Annotated in this window: 14 protein-coding genes; 2 read left to right on the top strand and 12 right to left on the bottom strand. The window is 52.1% G+C overall.

The annotated features are described in order from the left end of the window. Positions 1-34 precede the first annotated feature (34 nt). Positions 35-3,151 (bottom strand): GAF domain-containing protein, encoded by a 3,117-nt coding sequence (locus JUJ53_RS03375; protein WP_204150570.1) that lies wholly within the window; start codon positions 3,149-3,151, stop codon positions 35-37. 992 nt (positions 3,152-4,143) lie between these two features. Between JUJ53_RS03375 and JUJ53_RS03380 the strand changes: the two genes are divergently transcribed. Continuing rightward, the gene (locus tag JUJ53_RS03380; protein ID WP_204150571.1) at positions 4,144-5,754 is read left to right on the top strand and encodes a sodium:proton antiporter; all 1,611 of its coding nucleotides are present in this window, start codon (positions 4,144-4,146) and stop codon (positions 5,752-5,754) included. Here JUJ53_RS03380 and JUJ53_RS03385 read toward each other — a convergent pair. Beyond that, positions 5,751-6,485, bottom strand: coding sequence for a TrkA family potassium uptake protein (locus JUJ53_RS03385; RefSeq protein ID WP_204150572.1), 735 nt, complete (start codon positions 6,483-6,485; stop codon positions 5,751-5,753). The two genes, JUJ53_RS03380 and JUJ53_RS03385, sit on opposite strands and share 4 nt — an antisense overlap. A gap of 374 nt (positions 6,486-6,859) precedes the next feature. Between JUJ53_RS03385 and JUJ53_RS03390 the strand changes: the two genes are divergently transcribed. Beyond that, complete coding sequence (locus JUJ53_RS03390) at positions 6,860-10,276, top strand: class I SAM-dependent DNA methyltransferase (protein WP_204150573.1); 3,417 nt, start codon at positions 6,860-6,862, stop codon at positions 10,274-10,276. A gap of 43 nt (positions 10,277-10,319) precedes the next feature. On the opposite strand, the gene JUJ53_RS03395 is transcribed toward JUJ53_RS03390, so the two are convergent. From JUJ53_RS03395 to JUJ53_RS03440, 10 genes are all read right to left on the bottom strand, one after another. After that, positions 10,320-11,213, bottom strand: a complete 894-nt coding sequence (locus JUJ53_RS03395) for a F0F1 ATP synthase subunit gamma (protein ID WP_204150574.1) — start codon at positions 11,211-11,213, stop codon at positions 10,320-10,322. After that, complete coding sequence (locus JUJ53_RS03400) at positions 11,200-12,741, bottom strand: alternate F1F0 ATPase, F1 subunit alpha (protein WP_204150575.1); 1,542 nt, start codon at positions 12,739-12,741, stop codon at positions 11,200-11,202. Before JUJ53_RS03400 ends, JUJ53_RS03395 begins: the two co-directional genes overlap by 14 nt. Before the next feature lie 76 nt (positions 12,742-12,817). Beyond that, positions 12,818-13,582 carry a F0F1 ATP synthase subunit delta gene (locus JUJ53_RS03405; protein ID WP_204150576.1) on the bottom strand — a complete coding sequence of 255 codons (765 nt, stop codon included), beginning with the start codon at positions 13,580-13,582 and terminating at the stop codon, positions 12,818-12,820. A 3-nt stretch (positions 13,583-13,585) separates the two neighbouring features. Beyond that, positions 13,586-13,861, bottom strand: coding sequence for a F0F1 ATP synthase subunit C (locus JUJ53_RS03410; RefSeq protein ID WP_204150577.1), 276 nt, complete (start codon positions 13,859-13,861; stop codon positions 13,586-13,588). After that, complete coding sequence (locus tag JUJ53_RS03415) at positions 13,854-14,546, bottom strand: F0F1 ATP synthase subunit A (RefSeq protein ID WP_204150578.1); 693 nt, start codon at positions 14,544-14,546, stop codon at positions 13,854-13,856. Before JUJ53_RS03415 ends, JUJ53_RS03410 begins: the two co-directional genes overlap by 8 nt. Positions 14,547-14,552: 6 nt before the next feature. Continuing rightward, complete coding sequence (locus JUJ53_RS03420; RefSeq protein ID WP_204150579.1) at positions 14,553-14,870, bottom strand: ATP synthase subunit I; 318 nt, start codon at positions 14,868-14,870, stop codon at positions 14,553-14,555. A gap of 162 nt (positions 14,871-15,032) precedes the next feature. After that, complete coding sequence (locus JUJ53_RS03425; RefSeq protein WP_204150580.1) at positions 15,033-15,335, bottom strand: AtpZ/AtpI family protein; 303 nt, start codon at positions 15,333-15,335, stop codon at positions 15,033-15,035. 20 nt (positions 15,336-15,355) lie between these two features. After that, on the bottom strand, positions 15,356-15,736 hold the full coding sequence (locus tag JUJ53_RS03430; protein ID WP_204150581.1) for a F0F1 ATP synthase subunit epsilon: 381 nt from the start codon (positions 15,734-15,736) through the stop codon (positions 15,356-15,358). Positions 15,737-15,739: 3 nt separating this feature from the next. Continuing rightward, entirely contained in the window at positions 15,740-17,146 is a 1,407-nt protein-coding gene (atpD, locus tag JUJ53_RS03435) for a F0F1 ATP synthase subunit beta (RefSeq protein WP_204150582.1), read from the bottom strand. 485 nt (positions 17,147-17,631) lie between these two features. Continuing rightward, positions 17,632-19,638 (bottom strand): adenylate/guanylate cyclase domain-containing protein, encoded by a 2,007-nt coding sequence (locus tag JUJ53_RS03440; protein ID WP_204150583.1) that lies wholly within the window; start codon positions 19,636-19,638, stop codon positions 17,632-17,634. Positions 19,639-19,646 lie beyond the last annotated feature (8 nt).

The raw sequence follows: 19,646 nt of genomic DNA on the forward strand, positions 1-19,646 counted from the left end.
AGCGCCGTGGAGCCATACTACGAGCAACGCCGGATTATCGATGAAGCAGGGGTTGAGTAATATTCACCAGTTCTTCAAAGCGGTAACTGCTAATCAGAATTTTTAATTGTTGGACTAAGTCGTGATGCTGACTGGAGGTTTTCTGAAGCAGGGCGAAAAGTTTGGTATCGTTGCATTCTAGGGCTGCTGTGTAGAGCTGTTCTGTCCACTGTTGGGGCATCGCAGCTAGGCGGGCTCTAATCTGGTCATGGCTGTACTTGCGCTTAGGAGTTTGGGGAGGAGAGGAGGAGAGGGTATCCTGGTATATATATTGAATTTGGAGATGCTGCGCTATCCTATCTAGGAGGTCAGAAATCTGAAAAGGCTTCCCAATCACAGCATCACACCCAGCAGATAAGCAAGACTCCTGTTGTTCTAAAAAGGCGCTAGCTGTAACGGCAATAATGACTGGATCTGTCGATTGATGATCAGATGAGTCGCAGGCGATCGCTCGTTGAGATACCTGTTGGCGAATGATTCGGGTCGCTTCATAACCGTCTAGCACTGGCATATGCATATCCATAAAGATAAGATGAGGCTGCCAGCGTTGCCATTGCTGTATGGCTGTTTGTCCATTTTCTGCTTCTGCGACGTCAAAGCCAGTTTTAGTCAGGATTCTCACCAACAGCAAGCGACTCACTGGGTTATCTTCCACTACCAGAATACGAGGGGCAGGTCTATCAGGAGGAAGGGCAATGGTTTGGATGGCGGGTTGATCCATGGCTTCTGCATCGCCTGGTATGTCCACTTGGATGGAAAACCGAAAGCAGCTACCTTGACCAACGGCGCTCGTAACGGTAATGGTTCCACCCATCATGTGTACAAACTTCTGGCTAATGCGTAACCCCAAACCTGTCCCCTCTTGAGACTGAAGACCTGATTTGGTTTGGGTAAATGCCTGGAAGAGCTGGTTCATTTCTTCCGGCGCAATGCCCTGACCAGTATCCTCGACTTCAAAATGAAGCTGTACCGGAATCGATGCATCCATGGACTCCATGGTGCGATCGCAGAAAACCCGCAGCGCCACAAACCCTTGATCGGTAAATTTAATAGCATTGCTGAGCAAATTAAGAATCACTTGCCGCAGCTTATTTTCATCCGTGATGATTGAGGTGGGTAGGGTAGGATCCATATCGAGCTGAAGCTTCAGATTTTTGTCCGCTGCTTTCATTCTCAGCATAGCTTCAATTTGCTGCAGAAATGACCGAAGCTTAACAGGAGCTGTATACAGAGTGGTTTGCCCTGACTCAATTTTAGAAACTTCGAGAACATCGTTAATTAAGGACAGTAGATGTTCGCCACTGCTGTTGATAATCGACACATATTTTTTGTGTGTAGGGGCGATCGCTTGATCGCGCTGCATGAGTTGGGCGAAGCCTAAAATAGCATTGAGGGGCGTGCGCAATTCGTGGCTCATATTGGCTAGAAACTCGCTTTTGGCGGAGTTGGCCGAATCGGCGACCTCTTTGGCCTTCTGCAATTCCTTAGCCTGGTGCTGGGTATGGGCAAACAGCTCGGCTTGGCGCACCGCCACCCCCAACTGGTTGCTAATTTGCAAGACGATTTGCACCTCGGATTCTTGCCAATCTCGGGGGCGATCGCTTTGGTAGATAGCCATTAAACCCCAGAGCTTTTGTCCACAGAGAATGGGGGCAATCACATAGGCCCTGGCCTGAAATTGTTCTAGAAAGTTGATATAACAGGGGCTCAGCTTTGCCTCATAGATATCTGCGACGCAGCAGCAGGCATCTTTTTGGCGATAGATACCTCCGGATTGGGTTTGGAGGTAGGTGTCCGTGTGGGCAAGCGGACTAGACGTGAGCTGGTTAACCGTACAGCGATCCTCTTGGGCAACGACTTGAGAAAAACCTGGATCTTGGGCCCGGCTAGGGAGAATAGGCGTGAGGCGGCTGTCTACAGATTCTGCCATGATGCTGCCGCTCCAGTCTGAATTGAAACGATAAATCAAGACGCGATCGCAGCTAATTTCCTGCCGTAACTCATCGGTAGTCGTGTCAAAAATCTGGTTAATATCTAAACTTTTGCGCATCTGCACCGTCACCCGATTGACAGCCTGCTCCCGCCGCATGGCTAGCTCCATGGCTGCTTCTGCCGCCGATCGCTCTGCCACCTCCCCCTCTAGGGCCGCATTGGCCGACACTAATTCGGCGGTGCGCTGCTCAACCCGTTCCTCTAGATCGTCATAGGCTAGATGGAGCTGTTCTTCGGCCCACTTGCGCTGCAGTTCGGCCGCTGCCCGATCAGCAAAGATGCGGATGAGCGCTTGGGTGCGATCGTTGATGTGCATGGGTTTGGTATTGAAAATACACAGGGTACCAATCACATCCTGCTCTTGGTTGATTAACGGTGCGCCGATGTAGCTTTCTGCATTCCGGCTGGTTAACGAGGGTTGGTTAGGAAAGGCATCCTGCAAACCACTGGAGTACACTTGTAGTTGCCGAGTTTGAATGACCTGCCCCGGAGGCAATCCCTGCACGCCACACCGACTATTTTGGCCTAAATGATCCACGTCCCATATCGCTAGACTGCTGACCTGTTCTCCATCGTCGATGAGTTCAAAAATGCCCACGTAGGAAACCTGCAGGGCCTGAGCCAAGCTTTGGGCCAAGACCGGGAAGAAGTCATGACCGGTGACAGATGCGGTGCCTATCAAAATGGCCTGTAGAATATCTTCTGCCTGCTGTCTCTCTTGGATCTGCTGTTCCAGTTCCTGGTTCACCGCTTCCAGTTGTTCCGGTGTACGCAGAGACAGAAAGCGCGGCAAAAGCTCCACCAACATCAGCGCTGTGTAGCAAGAGACTAGGGCCGTGATGGCCTGCTCAATGCCCGATACCCAATAGTTGGGGTGCCAAAGCGTCCAAATATCCAGTAGATGACCCACCCCACAGCAGAGGATGAAGGCGCTAAACAGGATGAAGACCTTCGAAAAGGGAATGTCACCGCGTTTACGCACAAAGTAGATGAGCAGGGCCGGGATGGAAAAATAGGCGATCGCAATCAAGGCGTCACTCAGGAGGTGAAGTCCTACCAAAGGTGTTTGCCAAAGATAGCAGTGACCATGGGGAATATAGGAAATCTGGAAAGGCAGCATGGGCAGTGAGTCTACAACTGAAAGTGATACGGGCCCATTTAACGGCTGGTGTTGTCTCGTTGCATGGACGTTAGATCGTTGAAAAACCTACGTTCTTGGGCTGATCTAGAACAGTTTGAGGTAGACAAGCAAGGTGGTGAGATGCCATGGTGTAAGCTGTCGAAGACCAAGCGTAGTCATATACCAAGCCTAGATATGCTAGGCAAGGGTGTCATTCCTAGTCTTGGGATAATGGAGGCGATGTGGTGGGATCAGGTAGGCAGTTTCAACAATGTTAACATTGACGCATTTAGAGTCGATACCTAAGCATTAATACTGTGTTTTGGTAGGGATGACCGGTGCGAATGGATGAGAAAACAACGCTTGAACTGCACCAGAATGAATAGAGCCAGCATTAATTGTAGTAGTGCATCCCTATCTAGAAACAGCATAGCGAACTATAGGGTGGTTTTATCAATGAGTCGATGATGAAAGATGATGATACCTAGGGAGCGATCGCTCTCTGTGGGGTACAACCTCTAGCAGATTAGGTGTTTACCTTGATTGAACTCTCATATCTTCATCAGGTCTTCATCTAGTTACCAAGTAGATTAACGAGCAGGTTAAGTCTCAAGGGGCTCTGTCCTATATATGCCATGGTATGGGTAGGGCATGGTTTGAGATAGATCGTCCCCAACAGCATGTTTAGCAGCCGTCTACGTCAGCAGCCTGTACGTTTAGACCAGGTTCCAGACCTAAAAGCCACGATGTAGCAGGTTGTCTAGCCGCCCACGGACGTCACGATCCAGCGATCGCGTTTCGGCTACAGGGCGCAGGGCCGGTGTGCTTTTATGATGAGCTAGCGGTGCCCAGTGGTGATCTCTACCGTCGATCGTTCGCCCAGGTTCTAGCTTGCTAACCATTGAAGTCAGCGATCGCGATCAATCTTGCCCCGTTTGTTCAGAACTCTCCTAGGATGATGAAGAGATATGAAGCATCTCTAGTTGAGGATCATGGTGACGAGCTACTTTTTGACGTCTAATTTAGAGCGAGCCCTGCCCGAATCATCGGGAGAGTTTGCCGGCTGGGTCAGTGCGCTGATTATTTTGCTGCTGGTGGCAACGGCGGTGGCCTTGGTCACCCGGCGGCTGCGGATTCCCTATGTGGTGGGCTTGGTCTTGGCTGGATTGGCGATCACCCAAGATGCCCTGCCCGCCTCCATTCGCCTCAATTCAGATGTCATTTTGAACCTCTTTCTGCCAATTCTGATTTTTGAAGCAGCCATCAATACCGACATCAGTCGCCTGCGCAGCACCATCAAACCTATTGCCCTGTTAGCCGGCCCAGGGGTCGTCTTGGCAGCGGCGATTACGGCAGCTTTAATCCAGCTAGGGCTGTCGCTACCCTGGATTACCGCCTGTGCCATCGGCGTCATTTTGACGATTACCGATACGGTCTCGGTGATTGCAGCCTTTCGAGAGGTCTCGGTGCCGGGGCGCTTGGCGACGATTGTGGAGGGAGAAAGCCTCTTTAATGACGGCATGGCCCTGGTGCTCTTGGGCATCATTACCACCATCCATCTGCAGGGATCGTTTACCGTGGGTGAGGGGCTTGAGCAACTGCTGATTGCCTTTGTCGGCGGTGGGGCGCTGGGGTGGGGGCTGGGCTACCTCTGCGTGGGCATTTTCCGCCAGTTGGACGATGCTCTTAGCCATATTTTGCTGACGGTGGCGGTGTCCTTGGGCACGTTTCAGATTGGGCAACTGTTGGGGGTATCGAGTGCGATCGCTGTTGTGGTAACAGGTCTGGTGATTGGTAACCTCGGCTTCCGTCAAGCGTCCGCCTCTACCAAAGTCGCCCTCACTAATTTTTGGGAATATGCTGGCTTTGGGGTGAATACCTTTATTTTTCTGCTGGTGGGTATTGAAGTCAACCCGTTGCTGTTGCTCGATGCTCTGCCCGCTACGTTATTTGTCGTCGTCGCCTACCAACTGGGCCGCATCTTTTCCATCTACCCGCTGTTGGCGTTGCTAAGTCGCTTCGATCGCCCCTTGCCCCTGCGCTGGCAGCATGTTTTGATTGCGGGAAATGTGAAAGGATCGCTATCCATGGCCCTGGCCTTGAGCCTGCCCGTTACCTTACCCGATCGAATGCAGGTGATTACCCTCGTGTTTAGTACTGTACTCGTATCTTTAGTAGGCCAAGGTCTGAGCTTACCGTGGCTAGTAAAACGGCTACGCCTCTCAAAACCTTCTCCCACCAAGCAGCGTATTCAGTCCTTGCAGCTCAACCTGATTGCTTCCAAAGCAGCCCAGCAGGAGCTATCCGAATTACTGCAGTCCGGCAGTTTACCTAAATCCTTGCATGAGGAATTGTTCGCGACCTATCAAGCTAAGATTGCCAGCTCTGAACGCGAGTTGCGTGATCTATACAATGTCCGTGGAATGGTGGGGCAAGGTAGCGTTGATGACCAAAATCCCCTAGACAGTCTGCTGCGGCGCTTGTATCTAGCGGAAAAAGGAGCGGTGAACCAAGCTATCCGCAAGGGATTGTTATCGGATGACCTAGCTCAACCCTATCTAACAGTACTTAATGAAAAACTTCTGTCTCTTAAGGACGATTAGACAACTCCGTTCAGACTAGCTTGGGGCAAGATGCTGGCGCTCGGGCCGCAGTCCTGGGTGCATAACCCCATGAATTCAATCATTTGCCGCACAAGGTGGGGTTTGGTGACCGCTAGGATGGTGGAACCATTTTCTAGGATGGTGCTGCCATTGGGAATAATCAGGTCTTCATGGGGATGGGCTTGGTAGCCGATGATCAGGGAGCCGGAAGGGAAGCGCGGATCTTGGGCCACTTCGGCGACGCTGCGCCCGACGATGTAGCACTGCTGGGGAATCGATAGCTTCAGGACTTCTACCTGTCCTTGCTCGAAGTGCATCATGGCATCCACTTGGGGATATTCGATAGCGTTCACGATACGGGCGATCGCTAACTCGGTGGTGCTGATGATATGGGTGGCTCCGGCGAGACGGTAGGGGGCGGCAAAGTCGCGATCGCGCATTCTCACCACAATTTGATCGACGCCATAATGTTTAGAAAGGGTGACCATGGCGAGGTTGAGGGCATCGTCCTGGAGGGATGCGATCACGGCGTCGGCTTTGCGGATACCGGCTTCCATCAGCACGGTGGTGTTGACAGCACTGCCTTCAAAGGCCATGACGCCAATTTTCTCTCGGGCATGTTGGCAAGCAAGGGGGTTGGTATCCACGATGGCGATGGTATGACCCATTTGCAGTAGGGTGGTGGCTAGATCTAGCCCCATCATGCTAGCGCCTCCAATCACAACGTACATAAGCTAAACTCCTCGTGCGATCGCCTGTGCTTCTACTTTAGATGGTTTTTTACGTTTTAGGACATTGACACCATGAGGGTAGCGTTCCTTATAAAAGTCTGATAGCTTTAAGCCTAATTTATTGAGTCGTGAAGCGATCGCTCGCCCAGGTGATCGTTTTCTTTGAGTAAGCAACTGATAGAATTCTCCAATCAGGACTGGTTCGTTTGCAGCATTATTATATTTTTCTGAATGAATTTTATTGATGCTTTTAGGTCAAAACCTTGCAGCTTCCGGAATCTGTCGCTATGGTTTTAGAGTAAAGCTATCATCTGATTAGCCTTTGTGGCTCAACGTCTGGTGATATCACGGTATACACTGCTCACAGCGATCGCATGACCCCCAACGACGTCCAACGGATTCAGGCATTTATTGAAAAATGGCAAAGCTCAGAAGGAAATGAGCGAGCTAATTACCAAACCTTCTTTGGCGATCTTTGTGCTGCTCTCGGTGTCGAGGGGCCGCCGCCGAAGGGTAGTGTATTGGGGGATCCCTATTGTTTTGATAAGGACATCAAGTTTTTCAGCAGCGACAAGGCAGAATCTACCCGCTTTGCCGATTTCTACAAAGAAGGCTGTTTTTTGATTGAGGCGAAGCAGGGGAGTAGTGAGTCGGGCAAGGGGCATGGCAAGCGGGGCACGAAGGTCTACGACGACAACATGCAGAAGGCGTTCAACCAGGCGAAGTCCTATGCCTATAACCGTATGTTGGGGGCGATGCCGCCGTTTTTGATCACCTGCGATATTGGCTCTCATTTCAATATTTGGGAAGGCTTTAGTGGGGAATATGGCAGCTATGGGGCGCGGCAGCGGATCAACCTAGCGGATTTGCGCGACCCGGAGGTGTTCGATCGCTTCGTCAAAATGTTCACGGATCCGCAAGCGCTCAACCCTGAGAAGTATCGGGCCAGGGTGACGCGGGAGGTGGCGGCAGAGTTGGCGAAGCTCACCCGCTGGATTGAGGAACAGGGGCACGATCCTCAAGAAACGGCTAATTTTTTGATGCGCTGCATTTTTACGATGTTTGCCGAGGATGTGGAGCTGCTGAAGGGGGAGGTGTTTACCAAGGCGTTGCGCGATCGCTGGATTGCGAACCCGGCAACCTTTAAGCCCGAGATTGAGCAGCTTTGGCAAACGATGAACACCGGGGGTAGCTTTGGGTTTGAGCGCATCTTGAAGTTTAATGGCAGCTTTTTTGAGAACGCCAGTGCGATCGCTCTCCCCAAGGAACAGCTAGAGGTTTTGTATGCCGCTGCTGCGAAGGATTGGAGCCAGGTGGAACCTGCGATTTTTGGGACGTTGCTGGAACGGGCACTGGAGAAGAAGGAACGCAGCCGTCTGGGTGCCCACTACACGCCGCGATCCTATGTGGAACGGTTGGTGCGTCCGGTGGTGATGGAGCCGTTGCGGGAGGAGTGGGATGGGATTGAGATTGAGCTAAAGCGTTTGTTAGAACCTGCTGCTGGTCAGGAGAACCCCACCGCCACCCAGCGCAAAAAGGCAGAGCAGGAAATCACCACTTTCTTGAAGAAGCTGCGCACGATCAAGATTCTTGATCCGGCTTGTGGGACGGGCAATTTCTTGTATGTGTCGTTGGATTTGCTGAAGGGGTTGGAGGCGGAGGTGCAAACGCGCCTGGTGGATGTGGCAGGGCAGGTGCAGCTCAATGTGTTGGAGCAGATTAACCCATCGCAGTTTTTGGGAATTGAGCTAAATCCCAGGGCGGCCGCTATTGCTGAACTGGTGATCTGGATTGGTTATCTCCAGTGGTATTTCAAACGCTATGGCAATGCAGAACCGCCAGAGCCGGTGTTGCAGGCGTTTGGCAATATCGAAAACCGGGATGCGGTGTTGACCTATGATGGCAAGGAGCCGGATGTAGACCCGAAGACGGGGCAGGTGCGAACCCGTTGGGGTGGGCGAATGATGCGGCATCCAGTGACGGGGGAGGAAGTACCCGATCCCATGGATCAGGTGGTGATTTATCGATATTTGAATCCTCGCCCTGCGGAGTGGCCGGAGGCGGATTATGTGGTGTCAAATCCACCGTTTTTAGGAAAACTCTTTATGTTCGAGAGATTAGGAGAAGGCTATGTTAAAGCTCTTAGAGAAGCTTACAAAGGTCAAGTTCCTGATAGTTGTGACTTTGTAATGTACTGGTGGTATTTTGCAGCCGAATTAGCATCTAATAAAGAGCTTCAACGTTTTGGACTCGTAACTACAAACAGCATTACCCAAACCTTTAATCGTCAAGTTCTTAAGAAGGCTTTACAGCCACCAAAACCCATTCATTTAATTTTTGCGATTCCCGATCATCCGTGGATTGATAGTGAGGAGTGTGCTGCTGTAAGAATTGCAATGACAGCAGCAGAGAATGGAGTAGGTGCTGGACAACTCAATTTAGTCACTACAGAAAGCGATATAGAAGATGGAATAGCGTCTATTAGCTTATTAAATAAAAAAGGAATCATTCAAGACAATTTAAGTATTGGCGCTAATACAAGCTCTGTCATGCCACTCAAAAGTAATGATGATTTAAGTGGTATGGGCATGATGCTGGGTAACCGAGGATTTATTTTAGATGATGACGAAGAGTTTTCTGAACCAGTCATTAGGCCGATTATTACTGGTCGAGATATAACAAATACAATCCGAAATCGTCGAGTTATAGATTTTTATGGGCTAACTCCAAAAGAAGCTCAGAAAATAGCACCTCAGTCATTCCAGAAAGTTCTCTTAAAGGTCAAACCTGAGAGAGATGTAAATTCACGCAAGAGCAGAAGAGAAAGCTGGTGGCTTTTTGGAGAAACGATGCCAAGAACTAGACGAGCTATCGAGGGATTATCGCGCTATATCGTTACTCCAGAAACTTCAAAGCATAGGATTTTCATGCTAATTGATGGAGCGGTTTTACCTGAACACGGTTTGATTGCTATTGGAAGTGATAGTGGTTTCATTTTCGGTGTTTTATCCAGCCGAGTTCACGTGGACTGGACTCTTTCTGTTGGAGGCACCTTAGAAGATAGGCCACGTTATAACAAGAGCGTCTGCTTCGACCCCTTCCCCTTCCCAGATCCCACCCCAGAACAAAAACAGAAAATCCGCGAACTGGGCGAACGGCTTGATGCCCACCGCAAGCAAGTCCAAGCTGCCCATCCCGACATCACCATCACCGGGATGTATAACCTCCTCGAAAAACTCCGCGCCGGGACACCCTTCACCGACGCAGACCGAGAGTACAACAACAAAGCCCTCGTCTCCACCCTCAAACAAATCCACGATGAGCTAGACACCGCCGTTCTCGATGCCTACGGCTGGCCCCACGACATCACCGACGAGCAAATCCTCGAACGCCTCGTTACCCTCAACGCCGAACGCGCCGCCGAAGAACGTAACGGCCTCATCCGCTGGCTCCGCCCCGACTACCAAGCCCCGGAACAAGCGCAACCTGTTCAAACAGCGATCGAAGGTGTGGGTGCCCCCGAAGAAGTGATCATCGCCCCTGTCGAAGCGCAAAAGTGGCCCACCCAGCCCAAAGAACAACTCGCCGCCATCCGCGACCTGCTGCGCACCACCCCCGGCGAATGGACAGCCAAACAAATTGCGGCTCAGTTCAAAGGACGCACCACGCCAAAGAAACTCCAAGACATCACCGACAACCTCGAACGCATGGAGTTTTTCAGCCAGGTGATCGCCGAACAGCGCGACGGCATAACCTACTGGCACTATATTGAATCGTCCGTTGCCGCCTAAGGACAATGCACCATGTTGTTTAGCCCCAACGTTGCCCTGTTTTTTAAGAATCGCTCTGTAATGCTTCAAAGCCAGCGATAATATCGAGAAGTTCCTCCGTCACTAACGTTTGGCGATGCTGATTGTAGTCACTTTGGATTTGGGCAAGGCGTTCTTGGATATTTTTTTCGGCCACCTGCATCGCGGCCAGACGGCTGGCATTTTCGCTGGCGAGGGATTCCGCACAGGCCCGGAATAGTCCTAGAAAGAAAAGCTGTTGGAATAGGGCAGAGAACAGTTGTTCTGGAGGTAGAGTAATCATCGGCACCTGACGCGATCGCCATGGCTGATGCCGTAGATGGTTCAGCCAATCAGCATCCAGGGGATAGAGCTGAAACGTTTTCGGTCGATAGCTAGATCCACCCAGGAAGCGATGATGAAATACATAGATAGAGCCAATAGCTGAGTGCGATCGCCATTCCTCAAGCTTTTGCACAATCGTTTGCACCATGGGCGTGATGCCGCTCACCGAGCTGGGCACGCTGAAGCTACTATCGGTGGCATAGCCATCATCAGCCAGGCGCGCAGCCAAGCGGGTGCCCACGGTGATTAAACGAGGAGGGAGCGATCGCTCGTTAGCCTGGGAAAGGTGGTTTTGTAGATGGTCTAAAACAGCGGCGGCTAATTGTTCATTGAAACGACCACACATCCCTTGGTCGGAGCCGAAGATAACTAAGCAAGGCGGTGCAGCGGTGGGACGGATAGGTAAGCCGTTGGGCGTATGGTGTAACAAGACTTGTAGGCTTAGCTCTAAGACCTGTTGGTAGGTGCTTAGGGACGATACGGCCCGTTCATATTGGTGGATGCTGACGGCAGCCAAGGCCTTCATGGTTTTGACAATGGACTGTAGTTCACGGGCGCTGCTGATTTTGCGTTGGAGGGCTTCAGTCGTGGGCATGGGGTTCTAGGCTCCTAACCACAAGAGTTGCTAAGTCGAGCAGGGCTTTATGGTCACCCTCGGAGAGGGGAATGCCGCTATGGATGCGATCGCTCACATCGGGCAATTGCTCTTGGAGTGCTTGATGAATCTGGGCTTCAGCGGTAGCAATCTGGTGGCGAGGTAGAGCATCAAACACCCCTTGGGTCACCGCCAGCAGCACGGCAATTTGAGTGGCGGCGGGCAGATGAACGAACTGGGATTGCTTCAGCACTTCCCGCACCCGCTGCCCCCGATCCAGGGTCTTTTGGGTAGCATCATCTAGACGAGTGCCAAAGCGGGCAAAGAGTTCTAGCTCCTCAAACTGGGCGTAGGACAGCCGCAATGCTCCGGCCACCTTGGCATAGGCAGGGAGCTGGGTCTTACCACCTACCCGCGACACCGATCGCCCCACGTCTACAGCAGGTAAAATACCCTTCTGAAATAAGTCGGGGGTTAGGTAAATTTGTCCGTCGGTGATTGACACTAAGTTAGTGGGAATGTAGGCGGATAGGTTTTGGGCTTCTGTTTCCACAATGGGCAGGGCCGTCAGGGAGCCACCGCCGCGCTCGGTGCAGAGATGGGTAGCCCGTTCTAGCAGGCGAGAATGGATATAGAAAATGTCGCCAGGAAAGGCTTCCCGTCCGGGGGGACGGCGCAGCAGTAGGGACAGTTCTCGATAGGCGCGGGCGTGACAGATCAGATCATCGTAGACAATCAGAACATCGCGGCCCTGTTCCATAAAATATTCGCCCATGGTGGTGGCGGCATAGGGGGCCGTGTACTGCAAACCGGGGGTTGTGTTGCCAGCGGCGACCACAACGATGCAATAGTCCATGGCTCCTTCCTGCTGCAGCGTGGCAATCAATCGGGCCAGGGCCGATCCCTGTTGGCCAATGGCGCAGTAAATGCAGATCATATCCTTACCGGCTTGGTTAAGGATCGTGTCGAGGGCGATCGCTGTTTTACCAATTTGGCGATCGCCTAGAATTAACTCCCGCTGACCTCGACCTACGGGAATCAGGGCATCAATCACCTTAATCCCCGTCTCAAGCGGTACCGTCACCGGGGCGCGATCGAGGATCGATGGGGCAGGGCGTTCGATGGGCCAACGGGCGATCGCAGCAATCGGGCCACGACCATCTAAAGGACGACCCGTAGCATCCATCACCCGCCCCAATAGAGCCGGCCCCACCGGCACATCCATCACCCGCCCCGTGCGGCGCACCTCGCAGCCCGCCTGCAGCCCCTGGCTATCATCCAGCAGCACCACGCCCACTTCGTCTGCATCCAGGTTGAAGATCATGCCTAGGCGATCGCCCGGAAATAAAACCAGTTCTTCCGATTGTCCATGGGGTAGCCCCACCACTCGGGCAATGCCATTACCTAGATACGTAACGGTGCCGACTTCTTGGCTGGCCAATTCAGGCTGATGATCCTGAACAGCTTGCCCAAAGGTTTGAAGGGCCTGGTCGAGGGCTGATTGTAGAAATACGTTGGATTGGGTCATGGTTATGGTTTCTCCGCTTAGGTCACCTCATTCAGCCTGTAGATCGGGCATTGCCCATCCTAAAGATATAAGTTGCTTATCTAGTATGACTGAGGGCGCTGGCAAGCTTGGTGTCTAGTTCATCTAGGTAATGGGCAATATTCCAATCGAGGAGATAGCCAGCGGTGGTCAACTGAATGCCGCAGATCAGGCTTGGATCGGTGTCGAGGTCAAGGGCGATCGCCTCTGGTACATGGTCACCAATCGCTTGGCGCAGGCGATCGCTCTGGGCTGTAGACAGGGGAAAGCCGCTGCGAAGGGTCAGATGGCGATCGGGGCTGTGGGTGAGGGCAGTGTGGAGGCGGTCTTGCTCCTGGGTGGATAGATGGTGAAGTTGGTGGATAAAAACCTGAACGATGTGTTCCTCCAGATCAACATTGGCAAGGTGGGTCAGCACTTGGCGCGTTGTGACTACCAACTGCTGTGTAGTTTGCTGATGAATTGTATCCCAGATCTGCTGATGCTCCTGCTCTAGATCCTTGAGCCACTGCTCCCGAGCGATCGCCACCGACTGCTTAGCCTCGTCTAACCAGGTCTGACGCTGCTGTTCTACCTGTTGTCGCGTTTGTTCCAGCCAATCATCATGCTGAGCCTTGAGGGTCGCCTGCATCTGGCGATAGTATTCGGCTTCTTGGGCTGCTTCTGTGAGGCTGGTTTGGGCATCGGCAAGCTGGCTAGCAATCAGCGCCTCGCGTTTAGACATAGCCTGGGTAATTGGCCCATAGAGAAAGCGTTTGAGCAACCAGACAAGAACAAGAAAGTTAAAAATCTGGGCAACAACGGTGAACCAATCAATGAGCATGGTCTAGCCTCCTTGCTCAATCAAATAGGCCCAGTAGGGATTGGCGAATAGCAAAATTAAGGACACCACTAAGCAATAAATTGCGGTGGATTCTACTAGCGCCATACCGACAAATAAGGTACGGGTGATGGTGGCGGCTTCATCGGGCTGTTGGGCTAGGGCGCTGAGGGCTTGGGCCAGGGCGCGTCCTTCCCCTAGGGCTGGGCCAATGGAACCAATGGCAATGGTGATGCCAGCGGTGACAATGGAAGCGATCGCAATCCAAGTTATATTATCCATGATCAGACTCTCCGTGTTCTTGCTGTATGCGGGTGGCGGCGGCTATGTACACCATGGCCAAAATTGAGAAAATATAGGCTTGGATCAATCCGGTCAGTAGTCCCATGGCTTGCATGACGACGGGAAACAGCAAGGGGGCGATGGATAGCAGAATACCAACAATCATGGTACCGCTCATCACGTTGCCGAATAGACGTACAGCCAAGGCCAGGGTGCGAGAAAGGTCACCAATGATGTTAAACGGCAGCAAAATGGGGGTGGGCTTGAGATAATCCTTTAGGTATGCGCCGACGCCCCGTCGATGAATACCGAATAGGGGAATGGCGACGAATACGCAGATCGCCAAAGCCGCTGTGGTGGATAGGGAACCGGTCGGGGGTAAGAAGCCTGGGACAATGGTCAGTAGGTTAGAGGCAGCGATAAAAATAAATAATGTACCTACAAAGGGTAGGTAGGGTTCTGGGTCTTGATCGCTAATGTCACGAATCTGGTCGGCGATCGCTCCTACGATCACTTCTAAACTATTCTGTCCCGGTGAGATGCGCGTGGAGCTAGAGAGATGGCGACTAATCCATAGGGATAGCCCAACCAACAGCGCCATCACCAGCCAGGTAAAGACAAGGGTAGCATTCAGGGCGATCGCGCCATGCTGCCAAAGGATTACGTTGTCGGTGCTAATGTTCATGGTGGTTTAGGGCGTGGAACTGGGATAGCGGGCGGCGATGGTGAACCCGGTACGCACGATCAGTAGGGTGAGGAAAGCAATCAGCAGATTGGTGAACTGGGCCGTGGGCAGGGGCGATCGCATCAACACCCACCAAAAGCCAGCTAAACAGAGGCTGAGGCGTAGCAGGAGGCTAACAACCAGAATTTTTACGGGAGTTTTACTTTGGGGAAGATGGTCTACGGTAACCCAAAGACCGCCAAAATATAAGATACCGATGACAAAACCAGCGATCGCTCCCTCGACCCAGGTTTGTCCGTCAATAAAAGATGTCCAGATCAGCATAATAGTTACCTTTTTGTTGTTTCTTATGGTGCGATCCAATCTGCTTAGACAATCTATGGATTTAAGGCTTGGGCTGTATCCAAGTGCAGCGGGCGATCGAAGGTAGGATGTTCCGGATATGAACCTTCAGCCAGATTGGATAGAGATGGAAAGGGACTGAAATTAATCATCTTGACTCTCCTTTTGAATCCAATACCAAGCATTCATGCAGCCGATAGCAACTCCAAAGACCAGACCCATTAGCGTCCATGAATAGGGACTGGTAACGTGCCGATCGATCCAGATGCCGAGGGCAATGCCTAACAGAGCCGGAATGGTGACCGACCAACCCACTAGGCCAAACATGCCAAACCCATACCAAACGCTGTGGTTGCGACGCTGGGCTAGCAGCTTACGCGTGACTTTTGTGGCAATCTGATCGGGTAAGGTGCGTGAACGTTTGCGGGTGGGAGGATCGGGAGGCATGGGTTGAGATCTCCAAACATCTAGGATAGGTTGAGAAATAGGCGGGCCATGGAGGCTTCTAGTTTGGCTAGGGACGAGCGGGTCTGGCGTTCTTGGTCATCGAGAATACGAAACTGCTGATCGACCAACTCCCGTAGGCTTTGTAAATCCTGACCTTGGATGGCATGGCGGGTGGCCACCAACACCCCATCTCCTTGCTTGACCAACAGCCCAGAATCCACCGCCAGCACATGGGTCTGACCATCGGGGCTGTCAAACATTAAGATGCCGGGAGCCAGGGCGGTGACGTAGTCTACATGGCGGGGCAGTAGGCAAAAGGCACCGTTTTCAGCCTCAGCAATCACCTTGGTGACCGGCTGGTCAACCAAGATTTTGGTGGGTAGGGTGACTTTGAGATGCATGGCTCAATCCTGGGCCGCAGGGGCTTCGTCAATCGTGCCGATCATATAGAGAATCGTTTCAGAGCGATCGCTAAATTCATCGTTGAGAATCCGCTCACAGCCGTCTAGCACGTCCTCTAGTTCCACCAAGCGCCCCGGCAAGCCCGTAAATTGCTCGGTGGTGAAGAAGGGCTGGGTGAGGAATCGCTCCAGCCGCCGGGCTCGGTAAACCACCTGCCGTTCATGGCGGGCCAGTTCTTCTAACCCCAGCATGGCAATGATGTCTTTAAGTTCCTCATAGGTTGCCAAGGTTTTACGCACCGCCTGGGCAATGCGATAGTGGCGATCGCCCACCACCAAAGGCGTCAGCAGCTTGGAGCCAGACTGTAGGGGATCTACGGCCGGATACAGACCTTCGCTCACCCGTTTGCGCGACAGGACGATGGAGGTTGAAAGGTGCGAGAAAATATGGGCAGCAGCCGGATCGGTGAGATCATCAGCCGGCACATAGACCGCCTGTACCGAGGTGATGGAATGGCTGGGGGTGCTAAAAATCCGTTCTTCTAACTCCGCCAACTCCGTTGCCAGGGTTGGTTGATAGCCCACCCGTGACGGCAGCCGCCCCATCAGCCCCGACACCTCCGACCCCGCCTGGATGAACCGGAAAATGTTGTCTATCATCAACAGCACATCCCGATGGGCATCATCCCGGAAATATTCCGCCATGGTCAGAGCCGCATGACCCACCCGAAACCTTGCGCCGGGCGATTCATTCATTTGCCCAAACATCATCACCGTATTGGCCAACACTCCCGCTTCCTGCATCTCGCGGTAAAGTTCTTCAGCTTCCCGGCTGCGTTCACCAATGCCGCAAAAGATACTCACCCCCTCCAGCCGCCGCACCACGTTATGGATCATCTCGGTGATCAACACCGTTTTACCCACCCCAGCTCCCCCGAAGAGTCCCGCTTTACCGCCCCGCTCTAGGGGTGCCAGCAGATCGATCACCTTAATGCCGGTACGAAAAAGCTCGGTGGCGATCGCCCGTTCCTGAGATACCTGAGGATTGGCATGGATGGATCGCCAGTCACCGCCTTCGATCGGGGCTTTGCCGTCAATGGTCTGCCCAAAAACGTTGAACATGCGTCCTAATAAGCGATCGCCCACGGGAACCTGTAGGGAGGTGCCGGTGGAGGTGAGGCGATCGCCCCGCGCCAGGCCGGTGGTGGGCGTGAGGGCTAGCCCTCGGATAACATGGGGGGTGAGGTAGGTTTCGACCTCAATGGCGGTGGAGCGATCGTCCCGCAGAATGTCATGCAAGTTGGGTAATTGCTCGGGAAAGTGTACATCAACAACACTGCCCCGAATCGCTGCAATCGTTCCGCAGACGACCTTTGAGTCTATGTTCGATGGACTAGAAGCTATGGTCATGGAAACTTGACCTCCTTATCAATAAGCTGTCACAACGTACCTAGCTTATTTTTCAGAGGCTGGGCAAAACATAGGATGATAACAGATGCTGCTTAGGATAGATGTCATGGTGTATGTCCTCTGATGCGATCGCCGTTGATGGCAGCTATAGCCTAGGGTTTGGGTGCTTAGCTCTAGGAAGTTGGCGATCGCCTATGGATCCTCACTACCTAAAACAGAATTTTTTCAAGGCTGATGTCTAGAACCCAAGTACCTCAACGATGTGGATGGATATACAGCAAGGGATTCAAATCGCCCTAATTGTGCTCTCTTTCTGTATTTTAAGATGCGATCGCCTACTTTTTAGATATGGTCAATACTTCGACACAACTTGTTCATGGTTCGTTATATAAAGGCGTTGCTGAATCGCGATAGATGTTGCTCAGGAACCGTGAGCGAGACGCGCTTGCCTGCGCTGTGAGTGAGGATCTTGCTCCCATTGCCGTTTACAAGGCACTGGTTGTCTCGCTGAAGTGATAGGTGCTGCGCAGACGTTGATGAACCGTTCGGTATAGCGATGGATCATCGCCCTTCATGCCAACCAGGGTGTAGAGACGTACGGTATTGCGTTCCCGCCCTTTCAGGGGATGATTGCCCACACACACCACATTCACCTCATCCTTCACCCACTGATAGACAGAATCTGTGATTAAAATATCTGTCCAGAACTTCCGGGTCATGCCTTCCACGCGGCTAGCAATATTGACCGTATCACCAATCACCGCATATTCTCTACGGCGCAAGGATCCGATATCACCAGCAACGACTTCACCGAAATTTAGACCTATACCGTTAAATAAGATCGGCTTGCCTGCATCTTGCCACTTAGCCTGTAGATGAACCAACGCCTTCCGCATCTCTAACACGGCGCGCACAGCATTGAGTGTATCAGTCTGTTCTCCTTGAGACAGCGGCGATCCAAATTCTGCCATGATCGCATCGCCAATGAACTTATCTACTGTACCACCGGCATTTAGGATCACCTCAACCATCACATCCAGATATTCATTGAGCTGTTCTACGAGGGCTTCCGGGTCAGAGTTCATCGATAGGGTTGTAAATCCTCGGATGTCGCAGAACAGGATTGTAGCATTGAGGCGCTTACCCTTGAGTAAGGATTGGTAGTCTTCAGAATAGTGGGTGAGAATTTCCTGCACGATGGGAGAGGCCACGTATCGTTCTAGCGTACGGCGCAAGCGCTGTTGCTCAAGCTGGCTTTGGACAGAATTAGCGACGATCGCCGTTGAACCACTCAGGGCGATCGCTCCTAGGGGAATCATCGTGGGTAACGTATACCTCCCTAAGGTAAAGCTAATATAACTAATGCTTGCCCAACTGAGAATCAGGACGAGGGTTAACACCACCTGACGGGATGCTTTGTGAACAATCCACAGGAGAATGCCGCTACTGCCGGTGATGATCAACACCAGGATTGCATCATACCCTGGATGGGGCAGCCAATGGGTGACGACCTTTCCCTGCAAGGTGTTGGCGATCGCTGTTGCATGGAGTTCAACGCCGGGGGTTCGATCATCGAAGGGAGTGCGGACGATATCCTCTAAACTGACGGCGGTTGCGCCAATTAAGACAAGTTTGTTGTTAAACGTTCCTTGCCGCTGATGCCTAGCCCAGGTCACGGGATCTAAAATCTCCCAAAACGGTACCTGACGAAACGTTACCCCGCCTGGGCCATAGTAGTAGAGTTCCGACCGTGCCATCTCGGGCGTGAGTGTTGTTGTTCGGTCAGCGGCCTGTAGGCTGGCCTCTGCAAAACTTGGGATCTGAGGAATCGAGGTGGCAATTACCTCGTCATAATAGCGACTGGGCTGATCATAGATGCGGCCATCTACCCCTGGAATGACGTTAATATGTCCTTGATGATTATCCTCTGCACCCCATAGAATCGGCTGAGCTAGTTGATGGATAAGGTTACCGTCCTGAATATAGGCATCATAAAACCCTGCCAACACAATGCGATCGCCATAGGCTTGCAGGGCTTGCTCTAGGCTCTGATCGTCTTCAATGCCGTAAGAACTAGGGTCTAGGAATAATATATCTAGGGATACCGATCGCGCCCTCGCCTGCATGAGACGATCAAGGGCGATCGCATAGGCACGGCGCTGCCAGGGCCAGTTTTGGATAGGAGCTAAATCGGCATACTGTTCTGGCTTGGATGCATAAAACTCGCCTTGGATCAGAGATGCTTGGTCAATTGCTAGAATGATAATATCGTCGGGTGGTGTGACAACCCCACGCAGTCGATAAAATATAAGTTGCGATCGCTTTTCGATCAGTTGAATTAAGGGATGGTTGGTAGCCGTTAGCGCGGTGCTGCTGAGGGTGATACACCCAATGATTAAATAGCTTAGGTAGATAAGATTTATCTTCCGTCTACCCGATGTGCTTTTAGACGGTGGGCTGGGGTTAAATTTCAATAAAAAACGGCGTAACATGGTCATAA

Origin of the sequence: Leptolyngbya sp. CCY15150 (assembly GCF_016888135.1) — a bacterium.
Lineage (GTDB): Bacteria > Cyanobacteriota > Cyanobacteriia > RECH01 > RECH01 > RECH01.